Annotated in this window: 22 protein-coding genes; 8 read left to right on the top strand and 14 right to left on the bottom strand. The window is 69.0% G+C overall.

Translation table 11 applies throughout. The features are described from left to right. Positions 1 to 41: 41 nt before the first annotated feature. A complete protein-coding gene (locus tag AB0F41_RS04720) occupies positions 42 to 1,205 on the top strand; it encodes an XdhC/CoxI family protein (protein WP_357421336.1) in 1,164 nt (387 codons plus the stop codon). On the opposite strand, the gene AB0F41_RS04715 is transcribed toward AB0F41_RS04720, so the two are convergent. From AB0F41_RS04715 to AB0F41_RS04680, 8 genes are all read right to left on the bottom strand, one after another. Next, positions 1,136 to 1,696, bottom strand: coding sequence for a nucleotidyltransferase family protein (locus AB0F41_RS04715; RefSeq protein ID WP_357421335.1), 561 nt, complete (start codon positions 1,694 to 1,696; stop codon positions 1,136 to 1,138). The genes AB0F41_RS04720 and AB0F41_RS04715 overlap by 70 nt on opposite strands. A gap of 26 nt (positions 1,697 to 1,722) precedes the next feature. Beyond that, entirely contained in the window at positions 1,723 to 2,328 is a 606-nt protein-coding gene (locus AB0F41_RS04710) for a QsdR family transcriptional regulator (protein ID WP_357421334.1), read from the bottom strand. 53 nt (positions 2,329 to 2,381) lie between these two features. Next, the gene (locus AB0F41_RS04705) at positions 2,382 to 3,203 is read right to left on the bottom strand and encodes an ATP-binding cassette domain-containing protein (protein ID WP_357421333.1); all 822 of its coding nucleotides are present in this window, start codon (positions 3,201 to 3,203) and stop codon (positions 2,382 to 2,384) included. Continuing rightward, positions 3,200 to 3,871, bottom strand: a complete 672-nt coding sequence (locus tag AB0F41_RS04700; RefSeq protein ID WP_357421332.1) for an FCD domain-containing protein — start codon at positions 3,869 to 3,871, stop codon at positions 3,200 to 3,202. The genes AB0F41_RS04705 and AB0F41_RS04700 overlap by 4 nt, the downstream gene beginning before the upstream one ends. A gap of 331 nt (positions 3,872 to 4,202) precedes the next feature. Beyond that, entirely contained in the window at positions 4,203 to 5,999 is a 1,797-nt protein-coding gene (locus AB0F41_RS04695) for an acyl-CoA dehydrogenase (protein ID WP_357421331.1), read from the bottom strand. Positions 6,000 to 6,365: 366 nt separating this feature from the next. Beyond that, entirely contained in the window at positions 6,366 to 7,331 is a 966-nt protein-coding gene (locus tag AB0F41_RS04690; protein WP_357421330.1) for an alpha/beta hydrolase, read from the bottom strand. A 40-nt stretch (positions 7,332 to 7,371) separates the two neighbouring features. Next, positions 7,372 to 8,091 (bottom strand): alpha/beta hydrolase, encoded by a 720-nt coding sequence (locus tag AB0F41_RS04685; protein ID WP_357421329.1) that lies wholly within the window; start codon positions 8,089 to 8,091, stop codon positions 7,372 to 7,374. A 108-nt stretch (positions 8,092 to 8,199) separates the two neighbouring features. Next, positions 8,200 to 9,216 carry a GlxA family transcriptional regulator gene (locus AB0F41_RS04680; protein ID WP_357421328.1) on the bottom strand — a complete coding sequence of 339 codons (1,017 nt, stop codon included), beginning with the start codon at positions 9,214 to 9,216 and terminating at the stop codon, positions 8,200 to 8,202. 77 nt (positions 9,217 to 9,293) lie between these two features. On the opposite strand from AB0F41_RS04680, the gene AB0F41_RS04675 reads away from it, so the two are divergent. Beyond that, entirely contained in the window at positions 9,294 to 9,890 is a 597-nt protein-coding gene (locus AB0F41_RS04675) for a TetR/AcrR family transcriptional regulator (protein ID WP_357421327.1), read from the top strand. A gap of 88 nt (positions 9,891 to 9,978) precedes the next feature. Here AB0F41_RS04675 and cysC read toward each other — a convergent pair whose 3' ends face one another. From cysC to AB0F41_RS04660, 3 genes are read right to left on the bottom strand one after another with little or no spacing between them, the layout of a single operon-like run. After that, positions 9,979 to 11,817 (bottom strand): adenylyl-sulfate kinase, encoded by a 1,839-nt coding sequence (cysC, locus tag AB0F41_RS04670; RefSeq protein ID WP_357421326.1) that lies wholly within the window; start codon positions 11,815 to 11,817, stop codon positions 9,979 to 9,981. Beyond that, positions 11,817 to 12,749, bottom strand: coding sequence for a sulfate adenylyltransferase subunit CysD (gene cysD, locus AB0F41_RS04665; protein WP_357421325.1), 933 nt, complete (start codon positions 12,747 to 12,749; stop codon positions 11,817 to 11,819). Before cysD ends, cysC begins: the two co-directional genes overlap by 1 nt. A 32-nt stretch (positions 12,750 to 12,781) precedes the next feature. Beyond that, positions 12,782 to 13,705: a helix-turn-helix domain-containing protein gene (locus tag AB0F41_RS04660; protein WP_357421324.1), complete on the bottom strand. Its 924-nt coding sequence runs from the start codon at positions 13,703 to 13,705 to the stop codon at positions 12,782 to 12,784. Positions 13,706 to 13,786: 81 nt separating this feature from the next. Here AB0F41_RS04660 and AB0F41_RS04655 point away from each other — a divergent pair, with 81 nt between their 5' ends. The 3 genes from AB0F41_RS04655 to AB0F41_RS04645 are packed head-to-tail and all read left to right on the top strand — an operon-like array spanning position 13,787 to position 16,927. After that, positions 13,787 to 14,950 (top strand): hypothetical protein, encoded by a 1,164-nt coding sequence (locus AB0F41_RS04655; RefSeq protein ID WP_357421323.1) that lies wholly within the window; start codon positions 13,787 to 13,789, stop codon positions 14,948 to 14,950. Continuing rightward, positions 14,950 to 15,741 (top strand): SDR family oxidoreductase, encoded by a 792-nt coding sequence (locus AB0F41_RS04650; RefSeq protein WP_357421322.1) that lies wholly within the window; start codon positions 14,950 to 14,952, stop codon positions 15,739 to 15,741. Before AB0F41_RS04655 ends, AB0F41_RS04650 begins: the two co-directional genes overlap by 1 nt. Before the next feature lie 13 nt (positions 15,742 to 15,754). Then, positions 15,755 to 16,927: a sulfotransferase gene (locus AB0F41_RS04645; protein WP_357421321.1), complete on the top strand. Its 1,173-nt coding sequence runs from the start codon at positions 15,755 to 15,757 to the stop codon at positions 16,925 to 16,927. Positions 16,928 to 16,988: 61 nt separating this feature from the next. On the opposite strand, the gene AB0F41_RS04640 is transcribed toward AB0F41_RS04645, so the two are convergent. After that, entirely contained in the window at positions 16,989 to 17,657 is a 669-nt protein-coding gene (locus AB0F41_RS04640; RefSeq protein ID WP_357421320.1) for a PaaI family thioesterase, read from the bottom strand. 221 nt (positions 17,658 to 17,878) lie between these two features. Here AB0F41_RS04640 and AB0F41_RS04635 point away from each other — a divergent pair, with 221 nt between their 5' ends. From AB0F41_RS04635 to AB0F41_RS04625, 3 genes are all read left to right on the top strand, one after another. Next, complete coding sequence (locus tag AB0F41_RS04635; RefSeq protein WP_357421319.1) at positions 17,879 to 18,334, top strand: thioredoxin domain-containing protein; 456 nt, start codon at positions 17,879 to 17,881, stop codon at positions 18,332 to 18,334. After that, positions 18,310 to 19,749: a serine/threonine-protein kinase gene (locus AB0F41_RS04630; protein WP_357421318.1), complete on the top strand. Its 1,440-nt coding sequence runs from the start codon at positions 18,310 to 18,312 to the stop codon at positions 19,747 to 19,749. The genes AB0F41_RS04635 and AB0F41_RS04630 overlap by 25 nt, the downstream gene beginning before the upstream one ends. A gap of 100 nt (positions 19,750 to 19,849) precedes the next feature. Beyond that, positions 19,850 to 20,671, top strand: a complete 822-nt coding sequence (locus tag AB0F41_RS04625; protein WP_357421317.1) for an IclR family transcriptional regulator — start codon at positions 19,850 to 19,852, stop codon at positions 20,669 to 20,671. 42 nt (positions 20,672 to 20,713) lie between these two features. Here AB0F41_RS04625 and AB0F41_RS04620 read toward each other — a convergent pair whose 3' ends face one another. After that, positions 20,714 to 22,414, bottom strand: coding sequence for an FAD-binding dehydrogenase (locus tag AB0F41_RS04620; RefSeq protein WP_357421316.1), 1,701 nt, complete (start codon positions 22,412 to 22,414; stop codon positions 20,714 to 20,716). A gap of 69 nt (positions 22,415 to 22,483) precedes the next feature. Next, entirely contained in the window at positions 22,484 to 23,170 is a 687-nt protein-coding gene (locus AB0F41_RS04615) for a biliverdin-producing heme oxygenase (RefSeq protein WP_357421315.1), read from the bottom strand. Positions 23,171 to 23,231 lie beyond the last annotated feature (61 nt).

The following is a 23,231-nucleotide window of genomic DNA, read 5'->3' as shown; positions in this document are numbered from 1 at the left end:
GTACCGGGTTTTCGGTGATCGCCGCAGCGAGGAGGTGGAACATGCGCGACCTGGCCCCGCACCTGGCCCGATGGCACGCAGAAGGGAACGTCTGCGCGGTGGCGACGGTGGTGGGCGCCCGGGGGAGTGCGCCGCTGCCGCTCGGGGCGAGTATGACCGTGGACGTCTCCGGGACGGTCCGTGGCAGCCTTTCGGGTGGCTGTGTGGAGGGCGCGGTGTATGACCTGTGCATGGCGGTGCTCGACTCCGGTGCGCCGGTGCGGCAGACCTTCGGGTACAGCGACTCCGATGCCTTCGCGGTAGGTCTCACCTGCGGCGGCGAATTGGACATATTCGTCCAGCGGATCGACGAGCCGCACTACCGGGTACTCGCGGCCGCCCTCGGGACATCGGAACCCGCCGCGCTGGTGCGTGATCTGCGTACCGGGGCGATGCTCGCACTCACTCCCGGCGCATTCCTCACCTCCGGCGGGGAATGGCCGGAGGCCGTGATCGGGCGAGCCCGTTCGCAGCTCGCCGCCGGGGCCGATGAGCTGTGCGTGATCGGATGCGGGGACGAGGTCCGGGAGGTATTCGTCGCCGCCTTCGCCGCCCCGCCCCGCATGATCGTGTTCGGCGCCAATGTCTTCGCGGCGGCGCTGTGCCGGGTCGGGCGGTTACTGGGATATCACGTCACCGTCTGCGAGGCCCGGCCTGCGTTCGCCGACCGGACCCGGCTGCCCGACGCCCACGAGGTCGTGGCCGACTGGCCGCATCGGTACCTGCGCGGTACCGCGGTGGACTCCCGGACCGTGCTGTGCGTCCTCACCCACGACCCGAAATTCGATATTCCGGTGCTGATCGAGGCGTTGCGGTCGCCGGCCGGCTATATCGGTGCGATGGGTTCGCGCCGGGCCGATGCCGAACGGCGGGCCCGGCTGCGCGAAGCCGGCGTGACCGAGACCGAACTCGCCGCCCTGCATTCACCGATCGGCCTCGAACTCGGTGGCCGCACCCCGGAGGAGACGGCGATCGCCATCGGGGCGGAAATCGTGGCGGCCCGTCACGGCGGTTCGGCCCGCTCACTGTCGGCTACCCAGCGTCCCATCCACGCCCCGGCGCGGCCGTGGCCCGCCGGACCGGATTTCGCGCGCGCTCAGCCCGGTAGATCCCGGGGCGTATCGATATCCGCGGGCGACCCGGTGTCCTCGCACGGGACCCGCTGAACCAGATCCGGATTGGCGGCCAGGAATCGCCGCGCGCCGATATCGCCGACGGCCTCCGCCGAGACGGCCGCGAAATACCGCGACCCCAGCAGTACCGGATGTCCCGGCCGCCCGTCGTAGGTGGCGACCGCCAGATCCGTGCCGCAGGTCAGCAGTCGTCGCACCGCGCCGGCGCCGAGCCAGGGCATATCCACCGGCACCACCACCGCCGCCGGCTCGCGCACCGCGACCAGCCCCACGGTCAGTGACGAGCCCATACCGGTGACCCATCCGGGATTGTGCACCACCTCGGCGCCGTCCACCTCCAAGGCGACCGCGCCGGAGACCACGACCACCCGCTCGCATCCCCCGTCGCGCAACAATCGCACCGCGCGATCGACCAGACGTTCGCCTTCGAACCGCACGTCCGCTTTGGGCCGGCCGAACCGCCGTCCCGCGCCGGCGGCCAGAACCACTCCCGCGGCGCGTATACGCGGTGCTACCGAATTCATGCCTCGATCATGGCGGACGGCCGAGGCTATCCGGCCGGGAGGTCGAGGCCCAGCAGTGCCGCCTGCACCTGATGGAGGCGGTCGACATCGCCGCGCAGTCCGGTGACGTTGTCGTGGTACAGGAACGCCTCACCCAGCCGGACCAGCGAATAGGCCAGCAGTGACCGTTCGAGGTGTGGGACGTAGCCGTCCTGCTCCTCGGCGCGGGTGATGAGACGTTCCACCGCCACCAGGATGCGCGGCTGGACCGGACCGTCGCTGGAGGTGAGGATCCGCAGGCCCGCGAGCGGCTCGTTCTCGAAGTACCGGCGGAATGGTTCGTTACCGGCCATCCAGCGGTTCACCCGGTCGAGCACACTGAGGATGCGCCGGGCGCCGGTCGCGCGCCGCCGGGCGTCCGCACGTTCGATCAGTGATTCGAATTCTCCGGCCAGCACCGCGCCGAGTACGCCGTCGCGGGATCCGAACCAGCGGTAGATGGAGGCGCGGCTGAGTTTGAGTTGCGCGGCGATGGCCTGGACGTCGACGCGCTCGCCCGCCAGAAACGCCTGCCGGGCAAGGGCGACGACTTCTTCACGGGTGGCCGAAGCCGGGCGGCCCGGTGGTCTGGAGGTGCGGCTCGCGGTGGTCACTCCGTTATGATACACACAGATATTCGTGTATCTAAAACAGGTGGATCCGCTGTTCAGCGTACCGAGTGCAGGACCGCGACCTGCGGCTGGGCCAGCGGAGACCGCGCGGACCAGCGGCCGCCGTCGTACCCGACCTCCACCGGATGATCGAACGCCGCGGAAATCGCTGCCGTGGTGATGGTTTCGGCCGCCGGTCCGGCGGCCACCGTGCGGCCCCCGGCGATCAGCAGGGCATGGGTGGTGGAAGTCGGCAGTTCCTCGAGGTGGTGGGTCACCAGCACGGAGGCGAGGCCGGGGTGGGTGCGATCCAGGGCATCCACGGTGGCGAGCAGCTGCTCCCGCGCCGCCACGTCCAGGCCGGTGGTCGGTTCGTCCAGCAGCAGTAGTCGCGGCGCGGTGATCAGCGCCCGGGCGATGAGTACCCGGCCGCGTTCCCCCTGGGACAGCGTCGGCCATACCCGTTCGGCCTTGCCCGCCATGCCGACCGCGTCGAGAGCGGCTGTCGCGGCGGCGTTCTGCTCGGCCGACGGGGTCCAGCGCAGGGGTGTGTCCACCGTGCCGGTGAGTCCGGTGAGTGCCACCTCGTGGACGGTCAGGGGTGACCGCAGGGGGTGGCGTGGGTCGACGTGCCCGATCGAGCGCCGCAACCGTTGCAGCTCGACCCGGCCGAGCTGTTCGCCGAGCACCCGGACCGTGCCGCCGGTGGGGTGGGTCCGTGCGCCGCAGAAGCCGAGCAGGGTGCTCTTGCCCGCGCCGTTGGGTCCGAGCAGGGCCCAGTGCTCACCGGCCCGTACGGTCAGCGAAATACCGTCGATGATCCGGTTGCCGTCGCGCCGGAAGGTGACGTCGGTCAGCTCCAGGACCGGTGTGCTCACGTGAATGCCTCCTTGATGGCGAGCAGATGGGTGCGGCTGTGCCGGGCGGCCGCGCCGGGATCGCGGGCGGCGATCGCCGCGGTGAGACGCTCGTGTGCGGCGTGGTCCTCGGCGGACGAGGGTAAGGGGCGGAGATCGAGCATATCGATCATCGCGAACCGCAGCCGCGGCAGGAACGTATCGAAGAGCTGCGTGAGGACGTCGTTGTGGGCGGCCACGATCACGGTGCGGTGGAACGCGGTATCGGCGTCCACGAGTTCGGCGACCGATCCGTCCGCCCCCGCCCGCGCGGCCAGGGCGCGGCGGATGGACCGCAGATCGGCGGGAGTGCGGCGGTGCGCCGCCAGGGCCGCCGCCTCCGCCTCGATGGCGATACGCGCTTCCACCACCGCGGCGATGGTGGCGCGGCGCAGCACGATATCCCAGTCCTCGGGTACATCGCACGCCGTCACGAAGACGCCGGCGCCCTGACGGCTGGCCAGTACGCCCTTGCCCGCCAGGATGCGCACGGCCTCGCGCAGGGTCGAGCGGCCCACGCCCAACTGTGCGGCCAGCGTCGTCTCACCGGGAAGCCGGTGCCCGAGCGGCCATTCGCCGGCGCGGATCCGGGCCAGCAGCAATTCGGCCGCCTGCTCGGCAAGCGGATGCCTCCGTACCTGGGAAACCATGGGTGAACCTCGCTACTTGTCTGAGGAGTGTGTGCAGTCTGCCACAGGTCGCACCCGGAGCTTCTCCTCGACCGCCACTACCGCCGGGCCGAGCCCCGAAGATGCCCCGGCGTGGTACCTGGCGGCGCCCGTTCCCGCGTGCCCTCGCGCCGCTACCGCGATATGTTCCATCGAGTCGGAGTCCCCGTTCCGAACGACAGTGGCCGCAGGCCCGGATCGAGCGGGCGCCGACTCCTCGCCGAGTAGGCCCCTGCGCCGTCGATCCGGTCCCGGAGCGGATCGGCGCGGTCGTTGTGCCGCCGGTGCGGTGGACGCCCGGCGGCACGCGGGCTCAGAACCAGGTGTCGTGCATGTCCAGGGTGGTGGTGTCCAGATCGGCCAGCAGATCCAGCTGCGGTCCGGTGCGGGGGAGTTCGTGCCGGAAGAAGTACCGCGCGGCGTGGCGCTTCCCGTCGTAGAAATCACCGGTGCGGCCGTGGGCGGCGACCACCTGCTCCAGCCAGATCCATGCCACGACATGGTGACCGAAGGCCTCGAGGTACACCGAACTGTTCGCCAGCGCGACCTCGATATCACCGGCCGCGAACAGGCTTCCGGTGACGGTGACCAGACGGGTCCAGGATTTGTCCAGCCGGTAGGCGAGATCGGCCGCGTCGTCGTCGAGTTCCTGGGCGGCGGCGAGGGTGGCGCGGATCCGGGTGTCGAGTTCGCGCAGGCTCGCGCCGGACTGCTGGGTCACCTTGCGGCCCAGCAGGTCCAGGCCCTGAATTCCGTGCGTACCCTCGTGGATCGGGTTGAGACGGTTGTCGCGGTAGTGCTGCTCGACGTTGTACTCGCGGGTGTAGCCGTAACCGCCGAGCACCTGGATGGCGAGGTCGTTGGCGGCCAGACACCATTGCGAGGGCCAGCTCTTGGCGATCGGGGTGAGGATGTCCAGCAGCAGGGTCAGGGTACGGCGCTGCTCCTCGGTTTCGGCGGTGCGCTGCTCGTCGATGAGCCGGGCGCAGTAGAGCACCAGGGCCAGACCGCCCTCGGCATAGCTCTTCTGCGCCAGTAGCATCCGTTTGACGTCGGCGTGTTCGATGATCGGGCGCTGCGGCGAGGTGGGATCGGCGGCCCCCTTGGTGCGACCCTGTGGCCGGGCGCGGGCGTAGTCCAGGGATTCGAGGTAGCCGGTGTAGCCCAGTGCGGCGGCGACGAGCCCGACGCCGGCGCGGGCCTCGTTCATCATATGGAACATGTACTTCAGGCCCTGATGGGGTTCGCCCACCAGATAGCCGATCGCGCCGGCCGACCCCTCGGGAGTCCAGCGGCCTTCCCCGAAGTTGAGCACCGTGTTGACCGTGCCGCGGAAACCCATCTTGTGGTTGAGCCCGGCCAGCGCGACATCGTTGCGCTCACCGAGCGTGCCGTCCGCGCCGACCAGGAACCGCGGTACCACGAACAGTGAGATCCCCTTGGTGCCCGCCGGGCCGCCCGGGATCTTGGCCAGCACCAGATGCACGATGTTCTCGCCGAGTTCGTGATCGCCGCCGGAGATCCACATCTTGGTGCCGAACACCCGGTACGTGCCGTCGTCGCGCGGTTCGGCCCGGGTGACGATATCGGCGAGCGAGGAACCGGCCTGGGGTTCGGACAGGCACATGGTGCCGAAGAATCGGCCCTCGAGCATGGGTGGGACGAAACGCTGCACCACCTCCGCGCCGGCGTGCGCGATGAGCAGATTGGCGTTGCCGATGGTGAGCAGCGGATAGGCGCTGGTGCCGGGGTTGGCGGCGTGGAACCAGGCGAACGCGGCCTGGGCGACCGCGGCCGGGAGTTGCGCGCCGCCGAGGCCGGTGTCCATGGTCGCCCCGACCATGCCCGCCTCGGCGAACGCGGTCAGTGCCGCCCGCACCTCCGGGATCAGGGTGACCGTTTCGCCGTCGAAGGTGGGTTCGTGGGCGTCGTTGAGCTTGTTGTGGGTGGCGAAGTGCTTGGTGGCCAGCTGTTCGCTCAGCTCGAGTACCGCGTCGAAGGTTTGGCGCGAATGGTCGGAGAAGCGCGGTCGCCGCGTCAGCTCCTCGACGTCGAGCCATTCGTACAGCAGGAACTCGAGGTCGCGCCGGGACAGCAGAGTAGACCGCATAACCACCTTTTCGGTACAAGTTATCGCCAGAGTATCAAATCACGGCACCGGGGCCGGGCCCGCGGATCCTGCGGCTCACCAGCGCCGCCGACCGGGTTCGAGGGTAGCGATCGCGGTCGGTACCGGGGGCGGAAAAGCGTGGTTCCGGGCGCGGGCCGGAGCGCCTGGGTGGCCTGGCGCGCCGGCCCAGAAGAAAGTACGGGTACCGCCGTCCGGCCGGTGGAGTGCACGGCGGGCCCGGCCCGGGACTCGTTGTCTCCGCATCGGCGAGACGAGACCTCCTGCCTGTGCCGGCCCTCCGAACGGGAGCGAGAAGGGCCGGCACGGCAGGGCGTATATCAGGTGCGGCGTGCAGATATCGCGGCGTCAGGCGGGGTGCAGCGCCCCGCGCAGCACCCCGACGGCCTGGGAGACCGCGGCCTGCGCGGCCTGCGTTGCGTGCATCGAGTTGACCATCACGAAATCGTGGACGATGCCGCCGTAGCGGGTCTGGATCACCGGTACCCCCGCGTCCCGGAGCCTGCCCGCGAAGGCCTCACCTTCGTCACGCAGGACATCGGCCTCGGCGGTGATCACCAGGGCGGGCGGCAGTCCCCGGAGTTGCTCGCGGGTGGCGCGTAGCGGGGAAGCCGTGATCTGGGCCCGGTCGGCCTCGCTGGTCGTGTACTGGTCCCAGAACCACTGCATGCCGTCGCGGGTGAGGAAGTAGCCCTCGGCGAACTGCCGGTAGGAACCGGTATCGAACGCGGCGTCGGTGACGGGGTAGAACAGCACCTGCTGGACGAAGGAGATATCGCCGCGTTCCTTGGCCATCAGGGTCAGCGCGATTGCCATATTGCCGCCGACCGAATCCCCCGCGACCGCGATCCGGGCCGGATCGAGCCCCTTCTCCGCACCGTGCGTGCTCACCCACTGGGCGACCCGGTAGGACTGTTCGTTGGCGACGGGGTAGCGCACGTCGGGTGAGCGGTCGTATTCCGGGAAGACGACCGCCGCCCCGGCACCGACCGCGAGATCGCGTACCAGCCGGTCGTGGGTGTGGGCGTCGCCGAAAACCCAGCCGGCGCCGTGGGTGTAGACGATCACGGGCAGCGGGCCCGTCGCGCCGGGCGGGGTCACGATCCGGGCCCGGACCGCACCGGTGGGCCCGCCCTCGACGGTGATCCACTCCTCGTCGACCTCGGGTTTGTCGATGGGCGAATCCTGTACCGAATCCACCGCTTTACGGCCCTCCTCCGGCGGCAACTGGTAGAGGAACGGAGGTTGTGAGGTCGCATCGACGAACTCCTGCGCGGCCTGCTCCAGGGAAATGTTCAGCGGATTTCCGGTCATGGTGCGATGTCCTTTCGTGGGGTCGATCCGTGGGAGAGGGTCAGGCGAGCTCGGTGAGCGCGCCGGTGATGACCCCGGCGACCTCGCCGGGGTGGGTGTGCATGACCAGATGCGGTGCGTCGATCTCGACGATCGAGCGCAGGCCGGCGCGGCGGTAGCCGTACCGTTCGACATCGGGGTTGATGGTGTGGTCGGCCGCGGAGACGATGCCCCAGCCCGGTTTCGTCTTCCAGGCCGCGGCGCCGGCCGGCTCGGCGAACGCGGCCCCCGACAGCGGTCGCTGGGAAACCGCCAGTGCCTGTGCGGTTCGTGGATCCAGACCGGCCGCGAAAACCTCCGGGAAAGCGGCTGGATCCACCCAGACATCAGTTCCCGGTTCGCCACCGGGCTCGGCGGCAGCCGGTGTGTAGACGAGGTGTGCGGCGAGTGCGGAATCGGGGAAGCCGCCCTGCAACTGTCCGAGGCTCTCGCCGACTTCCAGGGCATACCCGGAGACGTAGACCAACCCGATGACGTTGCCGGCTGTTCCGGCGACCGTGATCACGGCGCCGCCGTAGGAGTGCCCCGCCAGCAGGACCGGCCCGTCGATCCGTTCGACGAAGGCGCGGATCTGGTCCGCGTCGGCGGCCAGGCTGCGCCCGGCCACCGGTGGTGCGGCGACCCGGTGACCGTCCGCGAGCAATCGCTCGATGACCGGATGCCAGCTGGAGGCGTCGGCGAAGGCGCCGTGGACGAGGACGATGGTCGGTGCGAGGGACATCGGGGGTTCTCTCTGTCGCTGGGTTCGGCGCCGTTGTTGTGCGCCGGATCCAGCTTCGGCCGCCGGGTCCCTTTCACGCCCCTCGCTACCGGCCGTGAAACCCCCCGATCAGGACGCGGCGGCAGCGATCTCGAGTGCCGGGGCCGAGGTCGCGCCCGTGGATCGGAACTGCTGCTGGTACTTGCGCGGCGAGATGCCGAGGCGGGCCACGAACGCGCGCCGCAGGGCTTCGCTACTGCCGTAGCCAGCCGCCATGGCGGCCTCGGTGACCGTACGGCCGGCGTGCAACATATCGCGCGCCACCCCGAAGCGGATGAAGGCCACGTATTCGGCGGGGGAGTGTTCGAGTTCGGCGCGGAAGAGCCGGGTGAGGTGGCGGACGCTGACCCGGGCGTGCTCGGCCAGCGTCTGGACGGTGTGCGGGAAGGCGGGGTCCGCGCAGATCAGGTCCACAACCGTGCGCACCAGCGGGCTCCGGGGCAGCGGCCCGGTCAGTGACGCCGAGAACTGTGACTGTCCGCCCGCGCGCTGCATGGGAACCACCATCAACTGTGCGATCCGCCGGGCGATATCGGCGCCGTGGTCCTCCTCGACGATCGCCAGCGCCAGATCGATACCCGCCGCGACACCGGCCGAGCTGTACATGTTGCCGTCGCGGACGAAGATCGCATCCGGCTCCACCGTGGCCGCCGGATAGCGGCGGGCCAGGTCGGCGGCGTATTTCCAGTGGGTCGTGGCCCGGCGGCCGTCGAGAACTCCGAGTTCGGCCAATACGAAGGCGCCGCTGCAGATGGACGCGAGTCGCCGGGTGTGCCAGGACAGCCGCCGCGCCGCTGCCAGTACCTCGGGCGTCACGAATTTCGACGGGGGCAGTTCACTGCCCGGAATGATCACGGTGTCGAAGCGACCGGCATCGGCGGCCGCGGCACTCACTTCGATCCGCGCCCCGAGCGAGGTCTGCACACTGGTGCCGTCCGGGGAGACCAGGACCACCTCGTATCCGGGGGCGGCTTGGTTGGCTTCGACGAAGACTTCGGCGGGGCCCACGAAGTCGAGTGCCTTCACCCCGTCGAAGACCAGGATGCACATGCGCCTTCGGCTGGGGTGGGCGGTATCGGAGACCATGCTGCGAGTATTCTGGAGCCGTCCCTCCATAACAAGCGGTGTGGGGCATATCGCAGCAGGATCGGTACGGTGAGCGCATGGGACGTCCACGGCAGTTCGATGAGCCGCGCCTGCTGGAGGTGGCCACGGAACTGTTCTGGTCGCGCGGGTTCGACGATACGTCGGTGGGGGATGTCTCGGCGGCGACCGGAGTCGGCAACGGCAGTATCTATGCCGCCTACGGCAGCAAGCGCGGACTGTTCCTCGCCGCTTTCGAGCGGTACTGCGACCAGCGGGCCCGGTTCGTCCGCGAGGTGATCACCGGTGCGCCCGGTTCCGCTCGTGACGCGGTCCGGGCCCTGCTGCGCGCGATCATCGACGACTGCGCCGGACAGCCGGATCGGCGCGGCTGCCTGATGCTCAACAGCATCGCGCAACTGGGCCTGCGGATGCCGGAGGTCGTCGCCATCGGTCACCGCACGACCGCGGCCATGGAAGCCGGTGTCGCCGAGGGGCTGGCGAACCGTCCGGGGGCCGAGACCGACGCCGCAACTCTGTCCGCGCGCAGTGCCGGTGTCGTGGTGATGGCTCAGGGACTCATCCAGCTCAGCCGGCTGGGCACACCGGCCGATCGGTTGCGGGAGATCGCCGATACCTCGGGCGAGGCACTGCCGGTGACCCCGCGGGCCGAATGAATCCGAGGCGCGCACCCCGGGGAACCGGCGAGCGCCGTCGGCCGCCACGGGCCGCCGACGGCGCTCGCCTGTTCTCACGCCGCATGTCTCAGGCGCTTTCCTCCCGGGCCAGCAGCGCCAGGATCGCGGCGGCCATCGCGGCCGGGTCTCCGTCCTCCGGACGCAGGACCAGCGCCGGTGCGGACGGCGCCTCGTAGGGGTCATCGATACCGGTGAAACCGCGAACCTCACCGGCCCGGGCCTTCGCGTAGAGACCCTTGGGATCCCGGGCCTCGCAGACCTCCAGCGGAGTGTCCACGAAAACCTCGACGAAGGTGATCCCGGCGGAGTCGTGGGTCGCGCGCGCCCGCTCCCGGTCGGCCCGGTAGGGGCTGATGAGCGAGACGATGGCGACGGTCCCGGATTCGGCGAACAACCGGGCGACCTCGCCCACCCGGCGGATGTTCTCGGTGCGATCGGCCGCACTGAAACCCAGATCCGAATTGAGGCCGTGGCGCAGATTGTCGCCGTCGAGGAGGAAGGCCGGGCGTCCGGCGGCGACCAGGCGCCGCTCGAGTTCCACCGCCACCGACGATTTCCCGGACCCCGACAGCCCGGTGAGCCAGACGGTCAGCCCGCGGGTCGCGCGCTCCGACCGTTCGACGGCGCTGGCATGCCAGACCACCCGCGACGACGGCAGGCTCGGGCCGGTGATCATCCCGGCGCCGACCGTATCTCCGGTGACCTCGTCGACGAGCAGGAAACTACCGGTGGTGCGGTTGCGGCGATAGGGGTCGAACTGCAACGGCTGCCGCGTCCGCAGCTGCACCCGGCCGATCTCGTTGAGCGACAGCGCGGGCGCGTTCTCGTCCCGGTGCAGTGTGTTCACATCGAGCCGGTAGTCCAGTGAACGGATCTGCGCGGGCACACTGCGGGTGGTGTGCCGGACCGTGTAGGAGGCGCCGGGGCGCATCTCGGCCTCGTCACTGAACCAGCACACCATGGTGTCCAGATCGCGGCTCACCTGCGGGCGGTTGGCGGGGCGGCAGAGCATATCGCCGCGTCCGATATCGAGCTGATCGGCGAGCGCGACGGTGACCGCCTGCGGCGGGAACGCCTGGTCGAGCGGCACCCCGCCGGGTCCCCAGATGCCGGTGACCGTGGTGGTGAGTCCCGAGGGCAGTACGGTGATCTCGTCGCCGGGCGACCACACACCGCTGGCGACCGAACCCGCGTATCCGCGGAAATCCGGGGTGTGACTGCGGATCACGTACTGCACCGGCAATCGGGCGTCGATGAGGTTGCGGTCCGAGGCGATATGCACCTCTTCGAGGTGGTGCAGCAGCGGTGTGCCCTCGTACCAGTCCATGGTGGTGCTGCGGTGCACGATATTGTCGCCGTGCAGCGCCGACATGGGGATGAAGGTCAGATCCGCGATCTGCAGCCGGGACGCGAACCCGGCGAAGTCCGCACGGATCTCGTCGAAGCGTTGCTTCGAATAGCCCACCAGATCCATCTTGTTGACGCACAGCACCAGGTGCGGGACTCCCAGCAGTGACGCCAGGAACGCGTGCCGCCGGGTCTGCTCGACCACCCCGTGCCGGGCGTCGACCAGGATGAGCGCGAGGTCCGCGGTCGAGGCGCCGGTGACCATATTGCGGGTGTACTGCACATGTCCCGGTGTGTCGGCGATGATGAATTTGCGCCGGGGCGTGGCGAAGTAGCGGTGTGCGACATCGATCGTGATGCCCTGCTCACGTTCCGCGCGCAATCCGTCGGTGAGCAACGCGAGATTGGGATAGTCCTCACCGCGATCGCGGCTGGTGCGTTCGACCGCGTCGAGCTGATCGGTGAACAAGGTTTTGGAATCGAAGAGGAGCCGTCCGATCAGCGTGGACTTCCCGTCGTCGACGCTGCCCGCGGTGGCCAGGCGCAGCAGGGTGCTCATCAGAAGTAGCCCTCTCGTTTACGGTCTTCCATCCCGGCCTCGGAGATCCGGTCGTCGGCGCGGGTCGCGCCCCGTTCGGTGACCCGTGCCGTCGCGACTTCCTCGACGACCTCGGCGGGGGTGGCGGCGGTGGATTCCACGCATCCGGTGCAGGTGGCATCGCCCACGGTGCGGAACCGCACCAGGGCCTCGTGCGGTTCCTCGCCGTCGAGCAGGGTCAGGAACCGGGTATGCGCCAGCAGCATGCCGTCGCGCTGCACCACCGGGCGGCGGTGCGCGTAGTACAGCGGCGGTAGGTCGATGCCCTCGCTCGCGATATAGGTCCAGATATCGAGTTCGGTCCAGTTGGACAGCGGAAAGACGCGGATATGTTCGCCGGGGCGGTGTTTACCGTTGTAAAGGTTCCACAGTTCCGGGCGTTGCCGGCGCGGATCCCATTGGCCGTACTCGTCGCGGAAGCTGAAGACCCGTTCCTTGGCTCGTGCCTTCTCCTCGTCGCGCCGGGCGCCACCGAAGACCGCGTCGAACCGGCCCTCGCGCAGCGAGCGCAGCAGGGTGGCGGTCTGCAGCCGGTTGCGGCTGCCCCGGGGGCCGGTGTCCTCGGTGACGCGACCGGCATCGATATCATCCTGCACCCGGCCGACGAGCAGGCGTAATCCGTACTTCGCGACGGCCGCGTCGCGATACTCGATCACCTCGTCGAAGTTGTGCCCGGTGTCGATGTGCAGGATCGGGAACGGGACCGGTGCCGGCCAGAACGCCTTGGTGGCCAGGTGCAGCATCACCACGGAGTCCTTGCCGCCGGAGAACAGCAGGACCGGACGTTCGAAGGTTGCGGCCACCTCCCGGAGGATATGGACGGATTCGGCCTCGAGTGCGGCCTGATGCGAGAGCTCGTAGGTACTCGCCGCCGACTTCGTGTGCTGGCTCACGCTTAAAAACTAGAACACGTTTCTATGCGCGGTCAACGGTTTGCTGGAGGCCGCCCACCCGCTGCGGCGGTCACGGCGTCCGCGGCGGCCACCAGGGCGGCGCCCCGGCGGGTGATCTCGGCCCCGGTGATCGGTTTCCCGACGTACATGGTGAGCACCAGCTGCTGGCGACCGTCGGCGTCGTAGGTCGGGGCGGCCAGCAGGCTCACCGGATGCTCCTTCCGGGGTCGCAGGTCGGAGCCCAGATAGACCCGCTCGCCGAGGGTGGTGACAAGTTCGGCGACGGCGGTGCGCAACTGGTCGGGCAGGTCGTGCCCGGCCACCCCGGCCAGGAGCGAGTACAGCTGCCGCCCCGCGCCGGTCATGCTCTCCACCAGGTAGCCGCGGTCCCGGCATTCGGCCACGATCCGGCGCAGCAGGGTCTCGTCCTGGCGCAGCGGCACCGTCGGTGTGGTGCCCAGCCAGGCATCGAAGGCGGCCTCGGTATCCCACAGCACGTACATGAGACCGACCGGCGGTGCGAATCGGTACGTCGCCCCGACCTGTACCAGTGCCGGTCCGGCGCTGTCCAGGACGCTGATCCGCTCGCCGACGACGGCCGATGCGGTGCAGGTGGTGCCGTAGGTCGCGCTCAATAGTTCCAGTTCGGGATGGGCCAGTGCCGCGATGGAGAAACTCTGCTGGGCGACCCGGCCCGCGGCGATGAGGGCCGGACCGGGGCCGTATTCGCGGGTGCGCGGATCGCGGGTCAGGTAGCCGGCGGCGGTGAGCTCGGTGAGGATGCCCAGGCAGGTGGGTTTGGCCAGGCCCAGGTCGCGGGCCATTTCGGAGAGTCCGGCGCGGCGACCGCGGCGGGCGACGACGTAATCGAGCACCTGAACGACACGCTGGGTGGGAGCGGAGCGCCGGCCGACGTCGCGAACCTCCGATATATCTGCTGACCGACCCGCTGCCATTGACCACTCCTAGAACAGGTTCTAATCTTCTCGGTATCGCAATGTACCAGGGCGGTACATATATGGAACACCGGGAGTATCGTGCTGACCCAGCCGTTCGCGGACTCGATCGCCGCCGCCGAGGAAATCATCAAGAGTGCCCCCCATATCCGCACCGAACAGGATCTCGCCGAGGGCTACGACTATCTCGCGGGCAGTATCCGCGCCTCGATCCAGATGGCATGGTCCTTCGAGAAGGATTTCCCGTTCTTCGTGACCTCCACCGGGCCCTACACCAAGATGGGCCTGGACAACCCGGACACCCTCTACTGGCACGCCAATCTGCGGCCCGACGCCGAATACGTGGTCACCGGAACCCGCGGGACCACCCGTGACCTGAGCTTCCAGGTGCTCAACGGCAACTATTCGCCGAGCGAGGTCCCCGGCGGGGAAACCGCCTTCGACGACCGCTCCCTCGATATCGCCGCCGACGGCAGCTATGAACTGACCCTGGGGCCCGGACCGGGCGGCCGCAACCATATTCAGCTCGCCCCGGATGCCACCATGCTCGCGGTGCGCGAGGTCTACGGCGACTGGGCGAACGAGAAGGCGGGCACCGTCCGGATCCGCAAGGTCGATACCGCCGGTACCGCGCCGCCGCCGATCACGAACGACCTCATGGCCAAACGGTTCGAGATCGCGGGCAAGATGCTGGTCTCGCGGTTGAAAACCTTCCTGGCCTTCCCGGAGTGGTTCTACCTGAACCTGCCGGTCAACACCATGACCGAACCGCGCCGCACCCCCGGCGGGCTGTCCACCCAGTTCTCCTCGGTCGGGCACTACGAACTCACCGGCGACCAGGTGATGATCCTGACCGTGCCGAAATCCGACGCCCCTTACCAGGGCTTCCAGCTGGGCAGCATGTGGTACCTCTCGCTGGACTACATCAACCACCAGACCAGCCTCAACGCCGACCAGGCGAACGTCGATCCCGACGGCATGATCCGCTTGGTGATCAGCGAACGCGATCCCGGCCTGGTCAACTGGATCGAGCGCACCGGCCACGACCGCGCCTACCTGCAATTCCGGTGGCAGCGGCTGTCCCGGGAGATGACACCCGAGGACGGCCCGGCGGTGGAACTGGTGTCCTTCGACGAACTGCCGGACCGGCTGCCGTACTACAAGGAATCGCGGATCACCCCCGAGGACTGGCGGGCCCGGATCGCCGGCCGCCAGGCGGCGGTGGCGGAGAGGATGCTGGGCTGATGGCGGCACAGAACACCGTGCTGGCGGGCAAGGTCGTCGTCGTCTCCGGTATCGGGCCGGGGCTCGGCCAGGCGATCGCGGTGCAGAGTGCGAAAGCCGGGGCGGATATCGTGCTGGCCTCGCGCACCGAGAAGCGGTTGCGCAAGGTCGCCGCGGAGATCGAGGAACTGGGCCGGCGCGCCCTGGTGGTGCCGACCGATATCACCGACGACGCGGCCGCGCAGAACCTGGTGACCGCCGCCCAGGAAGAGTTCGGGCGGGTCGACGCGCTGGTGAACAATGCCTTCGCCATGCCGCCGATGGTCGACCTCGCCGAGGTCGCCTTCGATGATCTGCGCACCAGCCTGGAAACCAACGTCTTCGCCGCACTGCGGCTGACGCGACTGTTCGCCCCCGCACTCGCCGAGAACAAGGGTTCGGTGGTGATGATCAATTCGGCGGTACTGCGGCATTCGCGGCAGCCCTACGGTCCGTACAAGATGACCAAGACCACGCTACTGGCCCTGGCGCAGAGCCTGGCGACCGAGCTGGGTCCGCGCGGTATCCGGGTGAATTCGGTGGCTCCGGGCTGGATCTGGGCCGACACGCTGAAATGGTATTTCGACTACCTGGCCAAGGAACGCGGCGTCACCGCCGCCGACGTGTACACCGAGACCGCCGCCGATATCGATCTGCGGCGGTTGCCCGAACCCGACGAGATCGCCGACGCCGTCGTCTTCTTCGCCTCCGAGATGTCCCGGGCGATCACCGGAACCTGTCTCGATGTGAACTGCGGCGAATTCCACCACTGAGGAGTAACGAGAAATGATCGGCAGGGAAGACGTCGGCACGATCGACGATCTGCACGCCTCCGCCACCAAGGTGACCGGTCTCGACGATTTCGGCGCCGACGACTACCGCACCGGGTTGTCGGTGCTCCTGGAATCCTACGAACGGGACGCCGAACTCACCCCGTTCGGCAATAAGATCAACCGCGCGTTCCTGCGCGGCGCGCTCATCGCGCGCTCGCTGAGCGAGGCCGGCTGGAAACAGTATCCGCAGTATGCCGAGGTGCCGGTCGAACGCCCGATCTTCGTCACCGGACTGCCCCGGTCGGGCACCACGGCCGTGCACCGCCTCCTCACCGCGGATCCGGGCCATCAGGGCCTGGAGATGTGGCTGACCGAGATGCCGCAGCCCCGCCCGCCGCGGGAGACCTGGGAACAGGATCCGGTGTTCCAGCGCCTGCAGGCCGGTTACGAGCAGCACCATATCGAGCATCCGGAATTCATGGGCGTGCACCACATCTCGGCCGATCAGGTGGAGGAGTGCTGGCAGCTGCTGCGGCAGTCGGCCATGTCGATCTCCTACGAATGCCTGGGCTATCTGCCCCGGTACTCCGAATGGCTGCGCGATCAGGACTGGACCCCGGCCTATGCCCGTCACCGCAAGAACCTGCAGCTGATCGGGCTCAATGATCCGGACCGGCGCTGGGTGCTGAAGAACCCGAGCCATCTGTTCGCCCTCGACGCGCTGCTGGCGGTGTATCCGGACGCCTTGGTGATCCAGATGCATCGCCTGCCGCGCACCATCATCGCCTCGGTATGCAGTCTCAACGAACAGGCGACGGCGGGCTGGTCGGACAAGTTCCGCGGCCCGGTGGTGGGGGAGGCGCAGCTCGAACTGTGGTCACGGGGAGCGCGGACCTTCCTCGGCGACCGCGCGAAACATCCGGCCGACCGGTTCTGCGATGTCTACTACGAGGATTTCGTCACCGACCCGCTGGGCACTGTCGAACGGATCTACACCCATTTCGGTATCGAGTTCACCGATACCGCCCGTGCCCGGATGGCCGATCTGCACGGTGAATCCACCTCGGGCGCGGCGCGGCCCGCGCACAAATACGCGCTGGCGGATTTCGGGCTCGACCCCGACCGGGTCGACGAGGCATTCGCGCCGTATCTGGCCGAGCACTATCCCGGCGGCAGCCGGAAATGAGGTCCGGGGCGGCGGGGCCCGGTGACCGACCGGAACCCCTGCCGCCCGCACCGGAGCAGGGTCAGGGTTGTCCCGGGTTGAGCACGATGAACAGTCCGTGCGCTTCGGCGCAGAGCCGCTCGCCGTCGTGCAGCGTCGCCTTGATCCACACCTTGCGTCCCTCCTGCCGTTCGGCCCAGGCGCGTAGCGCCAGTTCCCGGTTGAGCGGAGTGATCGACCGATAGTCCACGGTCAGCGACGCGGTCCTGGTGACCGCCCCGGAATGGGCCGAGCCCGCCAGGCCCATCAGATCGTCGAATCCCAGGGAGATGTAGCCGCCGTGCGCCGCCGCGTTCCCGCCCAGGTGGAAGGTCCGGTAGGTGATCCGTGCCTCCACGCCGTCCCGGTCGACCTTGTCGACCCAGTACGGCGGCAGGGTCACATTGCCACGGGAGGGCAGATCGAAACGGGTCCAGCCCGGTGCGTCCCATTCTTCGCCGATATACCCGCTGAGGCGATCGTTCAGTTTCTCCAGGATTCCGGCGGCCTCGAGGACGAACTCGTCGGGCGGGGTCGCCAGCCGGGCTCGGTCCATGAGCGTGCGGACCTGTTCGACGAACTCGCCGTAGTGCGGTCCGCCCCGGCTGGTATCGACCGAGCGGACCGCGTCCATCAGCTCCGACATCGGCCGGAACCCGCCCTCGTGGTGCTCGGCACTGGGGAGTGCGGTCCCGGCCTCGTTTTCGCTCATGAGAACACGTTATAGGTCGAGGACGGCGCACCCGCCCGCCGGGGCGCGGTATCCACCGTCGACCGGCCGGGAGTGGACCACGTCCCGCCGCGTAGGCTCCCCGGTTATCGGCGGTCCGGGAGTGACGTTTCGACCGGCGGCCGGTACCCGTTCGTGCGACGATTCTCGGGACGGGGTGCATGGACGCGGGGCGGTCGGCTCGGGCCGCCGGGAGGACGGGAATGTCGACGACGCCACTGACCCAGCAGAACTTCCAGACGGTCGTGGCCACCAATCACATCGTGCTGGTGGACTTCTGGGCGACCTGGTGCGGCTGGTGTACCCGGTTCGCCCCCGTCTACGAGGCCTCGTCGGAGACCCACCGCGATATCGTGCACGCCACCGTGGAAGCCGAGGCCGAACCGGGCCTGGCCGCTGCCGGTCAGGTCGACCGCTATCCCTGGGTGATGGCCTTCCGTGAGGGCCTGCTGGTCCACTCGCAGGCCGGATTCCTGCCCGCCGAACAGCTCGAAGAGCTGGTGCAGCAGGTGCGGTGGATGGATATGGAGGCCTTTCGCCGCGAACACGGCCGGCAGTCCCGGCCGGCCGCCCGGGGGCCGGAGGCCCCGGAGCCCCGGCGGGCCGGAATCGCACCCGGACCCCAGCCCTACGGGTGGCCCGGGCTCCCCGCGGCGTGAAGGGCGTACTCGAACCGGGCGGGGTCTTCGCCGGCTATCGCATCGAACGACTCCTGGGTGCCGGCGGGATGGGTGAGGTCTACCTGGCCCACGACCGTGATCTCCCACGCCCGGTGGCACTCAAACTGCTGACCCCGGTCGCCGGTGACGACAGTGACGTCCGGGCCCGCTTCCTGCGCGAGGCCGATATGGTCGCCCGCCTGTCGCATCCGAATATCGTCGCGGTGTACGCCCGCGGCGAGGAGAGCGGCCGGCTCTGGATGGCCATCCAGTACATCGAGGGCACCGATGTCGCGGCGGTACTGCGCCACGGGCCGGTGCGTCCCGACCACGCGGTGCGGATCACCGAGGAGACGGCCCGGGCCCTCGATCACGCCCACGCCGCCGGGGTGCTGCACCGCGATGTCAAACCCGCCAACATCCTGCTGGCCTGGGGTAGCCGGCAACAGGTGTACCTCTCCGATTTCGGGATCGCGAAGGCCCTCGATCGCGCCGACGGACTCACCCGTACCGGCGAGCTGTACGTGAGCTTTCACTACGCGGCGCCGGAACAGTTCGAGATGCGCGCCGATATCGACCGGCGCGCTGATGTGTACTCGCTGGGCTGCACCCTCTACTACATGCTGACCGGCCGGCTGCCCTATCCGGCGGCGACGACCGGCGCACTCATCAACGCCCATCTCAACGCGCCGGTACCGCGGCCCTCCGAGGTCGATCCGGGACTGCCGTGGGGGTTCGACGCGGTGATCGCCCGCGCCATGGCCAAGAACCGGTACGAACGGTTCGCCAGTTGCGGCGAACTCGCCGCGGCGGCGCGGCGGGCACTCACCGAACCGGCCGTGACCATGCCGGCGGTCGTGGCGGCACCGCCGGTGCCGCGCTCGGAGTTCGCACCGCGGCGCACTCGCCGCCGGTGGCCGGCGGCGGTCGCCGGGGCGCTCGTGCTCGCGCTCTTCGGCACGGCGGTATGGCTCACCGGTGTCCTCCGTTCCGGTGGCGCCGACGCCGGTGACACCCCCGGCCCGCCGGCCGATGCGAAGGCCGCGGCCGAACAGGCTGCCTGCGAGTACACCGCTCTGGTCGCCACCTACGACTACGACGATCCGGCGGGCTGGGAACAACAGGTGCAGGCAGGCGCGACGGGCCAGTGGAAAACTCAGGCGGCCACGGTGGTGCCGATGGTCCGGATGCTGATCGCCGCCGATCCGGAACGCTCCCGGGCCGGTGACGCCGCCTGCGCGGCCACCATGAGCGATAACGACACCCGGGCGGAGGTCCAGGTGCAGCTCACCACCCTCAATGCCGAACCCGGCGCGGCGGAGACGCCACGCGATCTGTCGGTGTCCGCCGTGATGGAGCTGGTGGACGGCCGATGGCTGTGCAGTGTCTTCAACGCCCCGTTCATGCCGGGCTGAATATGGCTGTGATGGTTTGCGCAGGGCCGGAACGGGGCACCGTGGTAGAGGTCCGGTTCGCTGCGCATATGCTGGCCGGGCTGCACGATGGAGGTAAGTCTTGACGGTCGAGGTGCTGGCCGACCCGGATCCGGGCGGGTCGTGGCAGGGCGCGGGGCAGCAGGCACGTCCGGCGCCGCCGGTGGCGATGATCGAGCGGATGACGCTGATCCTGGACGCGTTCGCGCCCGCGACACCGGTACTCACCCTGCACGATCTGGTGGAACGTACCGGGCTTCCGCGCTCGACGGTGCACCGGATCCTGGATCAGATGATCCGGCTGCGCTGGCTCGCGCATTCGCCGGGCGGGTACCGGCTGGGCCTGCGCACACTGGAACTCGGTGGGCTCGCCGCCGGGCACAACGAACTGCGCACCGTGATCGGTCCGCTGCTGCACGAACTGTGCCAGCGCATCGGATCGGTGGGACATCTCGGTGTCCTCGACGGCCGCGATATCGTCTATCTCGATAAAACCGGCGGCCGGCAGAGCGCTACGGTACCCACCCGCATCGGCGGCCGGCTGCCGGCGCACAGTACCGCGCTCGGCAAGGCGCTGCTGGCCGGCCTCGACCCCGGTGTCGTGGAGACCTCGTTACGCGAGCAGCTGCCGCGGCTCACCCCGCGCACCATCGGCGACCGCCTGGAACTGCATCGGGAACTGGCGCGGATCCGCAGCCGCCAGGGCGTCGCGGTGGACAACGAGGAGGCGGTCCCCGGTATCGGATGTGTGGCGGTGGCGGTACGGCGCCGCGGTGTCGCGGTCGCGGCTCTGTCGCTGGCCACCCGGATCGGGGCCGGGCGTCCCGGTATCGACACCGCGCGCCAGGCCCGGCAGCTGGCCGCGCTGGCCGCCGAGGCCGGCCGACTGCTCTCGCGGGACTGACCCGTCGCGATCCCGGCGCGGTGGCCGGGACCGCGGGACGGGTCAGGCCGTGCCGAGAGCGGCCGCGAGCGCCCGGCCCGCCGCCCGGCCGGAGAAGATGCAACCGCCGAGGAAGGTTCCCTCCAGCGCGTTGTAGCCGTGTACACCGCCGCCACCGAATCCGGCGACCTCTCCGGCGGCGTACAGACCTGGCAGCGCGGTGCCGTCCGGACGCATCACCTGCGAATCCAGATTGGTCTGCAGCCCGCCCAGGGTCTTACGGGTCAAGACATTGAGCCGTACCGCGATCAGTGGCCCGGCGGCGGGATCCAGGATCCGGTGTGGTTTCGCCACCCGCGCGGTCCTGTCACCGAAGAAGGTGCGGGCGTTGTGGATCGCGGTCACCTGCGCGTCCTTGCTGAACTTATTGGTGATCTCGCGGTCCCGGGCCACGATCTGTCGTTCCATCCCGGTGTAGTCCAGTACCGGACCGCGGCTCAGTTCGTTCATCCCGTCGACCAGCTCGCGCAGGGTATCGGCGACCACGAAATCGACCCCGTGTTCTTTGAACGCCTCCACGGGGGCGGGTGCGCCCTTGGTGAAACGGCTGCGGACCGTGGCGAGCCGATCCTTACTGGTGATATCGGGGTTCTGCTCGGACCCCGACAGCGCGAACTCCTTCTCGATGATCGACTGGGTCAGCACGAACCAGGAATAGTCGTACCCGGTGGCCAGGATGGCCTTCATGGTGGAGTTGGTGTCGAACCCGGGGAAGCACGGTGCCGGGAGCCGGGTGCCGGTCGCGTCGAACCACAGTGACGACGGGCCGGGGATGATCCGGATCGCGTGATCGGGCCAGATCGGATCCCAGTTGTTGATGCCCTCGGTGTAGTGCCACATCCGGTCCCGGTTCACCAGCGCCGCGCCGGCCTCCTCGGAGATACCGAGCATCCGGCCGTCCACATGCGCGGGGACGCCCGAGATCATGGTGCGCGGTACCGGTCCGAGCCGGTCGGCCGGCCAGTTCCGGCGGATCATGTCGTGGTTGTGGCCGATACCGCCGGAGGTCACCACCACCGCCTCCGCGCGGAGGTCGAACTCGCCGGTCACGGTGCGCGAGGACGCGACCCCGCGAGCCAGTTCGGTCGGCTCCAGAACGCTGCCACGCACTCCGGTGACGGTGCCGTCGTCCAGTATCAGTTCGTCGACCCGGTGCCGGAACGCGAACCGCACCAGCCCGTTGCGTTCCGCCTCCAGAACCGGGTTCAGGAAGGCTTCCAGGACGCCGGGGCCGGTGCCCCAGGAGATATGGAAGCGCGGCACCGAATTGCCGTGCCCGTCGGCGAGACCGCCACCGCGTTCGGCCCAGCCGACCAGCGGGGTCACCCGCAGGCCGAGGTCGTAGAGGTAGTCCCGCTTCTCGGTGGCCGCGAAACGGACATACGCTTCGGCCCACTGCCGGGCCCAGTGGTCTTCGTCGTCACGGTCGAATCCGGCCGACCCCAGCCAGTCCTGGAGTGCCAGTTCGTAGGAATCGTGGATACCCAGCCGCCGCTGTTCGGGACTGTCCACGAAGAACAGGCCGCCCAGTGACCAGAATGCCTGCCCGCCGAGGTTGTTCCGGTTCTCCTGGTCGAGGACGAGTACCCGGTGTCCGGCCTTGGTCAGTTCGTAGGTGGCGACGAGACCCGCCAGACCGGCACCGACGACGATCACCGGGAATTCGCCGGCGGATTCCCGCCCGGCAGGAGAGGTTTCGGACACGGTCGACCCTTCGTTTCGCGGCGGCTACCGGCGGGAATGTATCAGACTGGACGAGCGCCCAACACCGCTTCAGCTGTGCCGACGGGTCGGGAATTCGGCGCCCAGCTCGGTGAACAGCGCGCGGTTGAGGACGAAGGCGCGTTTGCCCTCGTCCAGGATTCGGCGCTGTTCGAGCTCGTCGACGTCGATCCGGTCGAGCAGGGCGCGGTACTCACGTTTGAACGCCGCGGGATTGCCGATCTGCTCGAAAACGTAGAACCGGACGCCGTCGCCGCGATGTGGCAGATCCCAGAGTTTCTCGGCGTTGCCGCGGATGACCTGGCCGCCCGAGAGATCGCCGAGATAGCGGGTGTAGTGGTGGGCGATATAGCCGCCGGGCCATCCCTGGGCGCACTCTTCGATACGGGCCGCGTAGGCGGCGGTTGCGGGTAGCGGCGTGAGACCGTCCCGCCAGCCGGGACCGGCCAGATGGATGAGATCGCGTTCCAGTTCGGCGGTGCGGGCCAGTTCGGGTTTGATGAACGGCCCCGCCACCGGATCGGCGGCGAGGGCCGCACTGTGGGCCTCCAGGGCCCGGTAGATGTACCAGAGTTGTCCGGTATAGCACCGGAAGGACTCGATCCCGAGTGAGCCGTCGAGCATCTCGCCGATGAACGTCGAGTTCTCCGCCTCTTCGTGCTCCCGCGCGGTGGCCTCCCGCATCCGGGTGGAGAACGGGGCCGCGGCCGGATCGAGGGTCTCTGTGGTATCCGGCATCGAACGAACCTTCCTACGAACGGTGCGGGTCACGCCCGTGACCTCACTCGAACCCCGGTCG

The sequence above is a fragment of the Nocardia sp. NPDC024068 genome, from assembly GCF_040638875.1.
Taxonomy (GTDB): Bacteria; Actinomycetota; Actinomycetes; order Mycobacteriales; family Mycobacteriaceae; genus Nocardia.
The sequence above is the reverse complement of the archived record's forward strand: the minus strand, read 5'-3'. Positions and strand labels throughout refer to the sequence as shown.

Excerpts from the sequence above, each read along its gene's own strand:
- AB0F41_RS04635 (WP_357421319.1), top strand. The coding sequence starts at position 17,879 with ATGTCGACGACGCCACTGACCCAGCAGAACTTCCAGACGGTCGTGGCC.
- AB0F41_RS04690 (WP_357421330.1), bottom strand. The coding sequence starts at position 7,331 with ATGACCGGAAATCCGCTGAACATTTCCCTGGAGCAGGCCGCGCAGGAG.
- cysC (WP_357421326.1), bottom strand. The coding sequence starts at position 11,817 with ATGAGCACCCTGCTGCGCCTGGCCACCGCGGGCAGCGTCGACGACGGG.
- AB0F41_RS04640 (WP_357421320.1), bottom strand. The coding sequence starts at position 17,657 with ATGAGCGAAAACGAGGCCGGGACCGCACTCCCCAGTGCCGAGCACCAC.
- AB0F41_RS04700 (WP_357421332.1), bottom strand. The coding sequence starts at position 3,871 with ATGGTTTCCCAGGTACGGAGGCATCCGCTTGCCGAGCAGGCGGCCGAA.
- AB0F41_RS04660 (WP_357421324.1), bottom strand. The coding sequence starts at position 13,705 with ATGGCAGCGGGTCGGTCAGCAGATATATCGGAGGTTCGCGACGTCGGC.
- AB0F41_RS04675 (WP_357421327.1), top strand. The coding sequence starts at position 9,294 with ATGGGACGTCCACGGCAGTTCGATGAGCCGCGCCTGCTGGAGGTGGCC.
- AB0F41_RS04650 (WP_357421322.1), top strand. The coding sequence starts at position 14,950 with ATGGCGGCACAGAACACCGTGCTGGCGGGCAAGGTCGTCGTCGTCTCC.
- AB0F41_RS04695 (WP_357421331.1), bottom strand. The coding sequence starts at position 5,999 with ATGCGGTCTACTCTGCTGTCCCGGCGCGACCTCGAGTTCCTGCTGTAC.
- AB0F41_RS04715 (WP_357421335.1), bottom strand. The coding sequence starts at position 1,696 with ATGAATTCGGTAGCACCGCGTATACGCGCCGCGGGAGTGGTTCTGGCC.
- AB0F41_RS04720 (WP_357421336.1), top strand. The coding sequence starts at position 42 with ATGCGCGACCTGGCCCCGCACCTGGCCCGATGGCACGCAGAAGGGAAC.
- AB0F41_RS04680 (WP_357421328.1), bottom strand. The coding sequence starts at position 9,216 with ATGGTCTCCGATACCGCCCACCCCAGCCGAAGGCGCATGTGCATCCTG.
- AB0F41_RS04645 (WP_357421321.1), top strand. The coding sequence starts at position 15,755 with ATGATCGGCAGGGAAGACGTCGGCACGATCGACGATCTGCACGCCTCC.
- AB0F41_RS04685 (WP_357421329.1), bottom strand. The coding sequence starts at position 8,091 with ATGTCCCTCGCACCGACCATCGTCCTCGTCCACGGCGCCTTCGCCGAC.
- AB0F41_RS04615 (WP_357421315.1), bottom strand. The coding sequence starts at position 23,170 with ATGCCGGATACCACAGAGACCCTCGATCCGGCCGCGGCCCCGTTCTCC.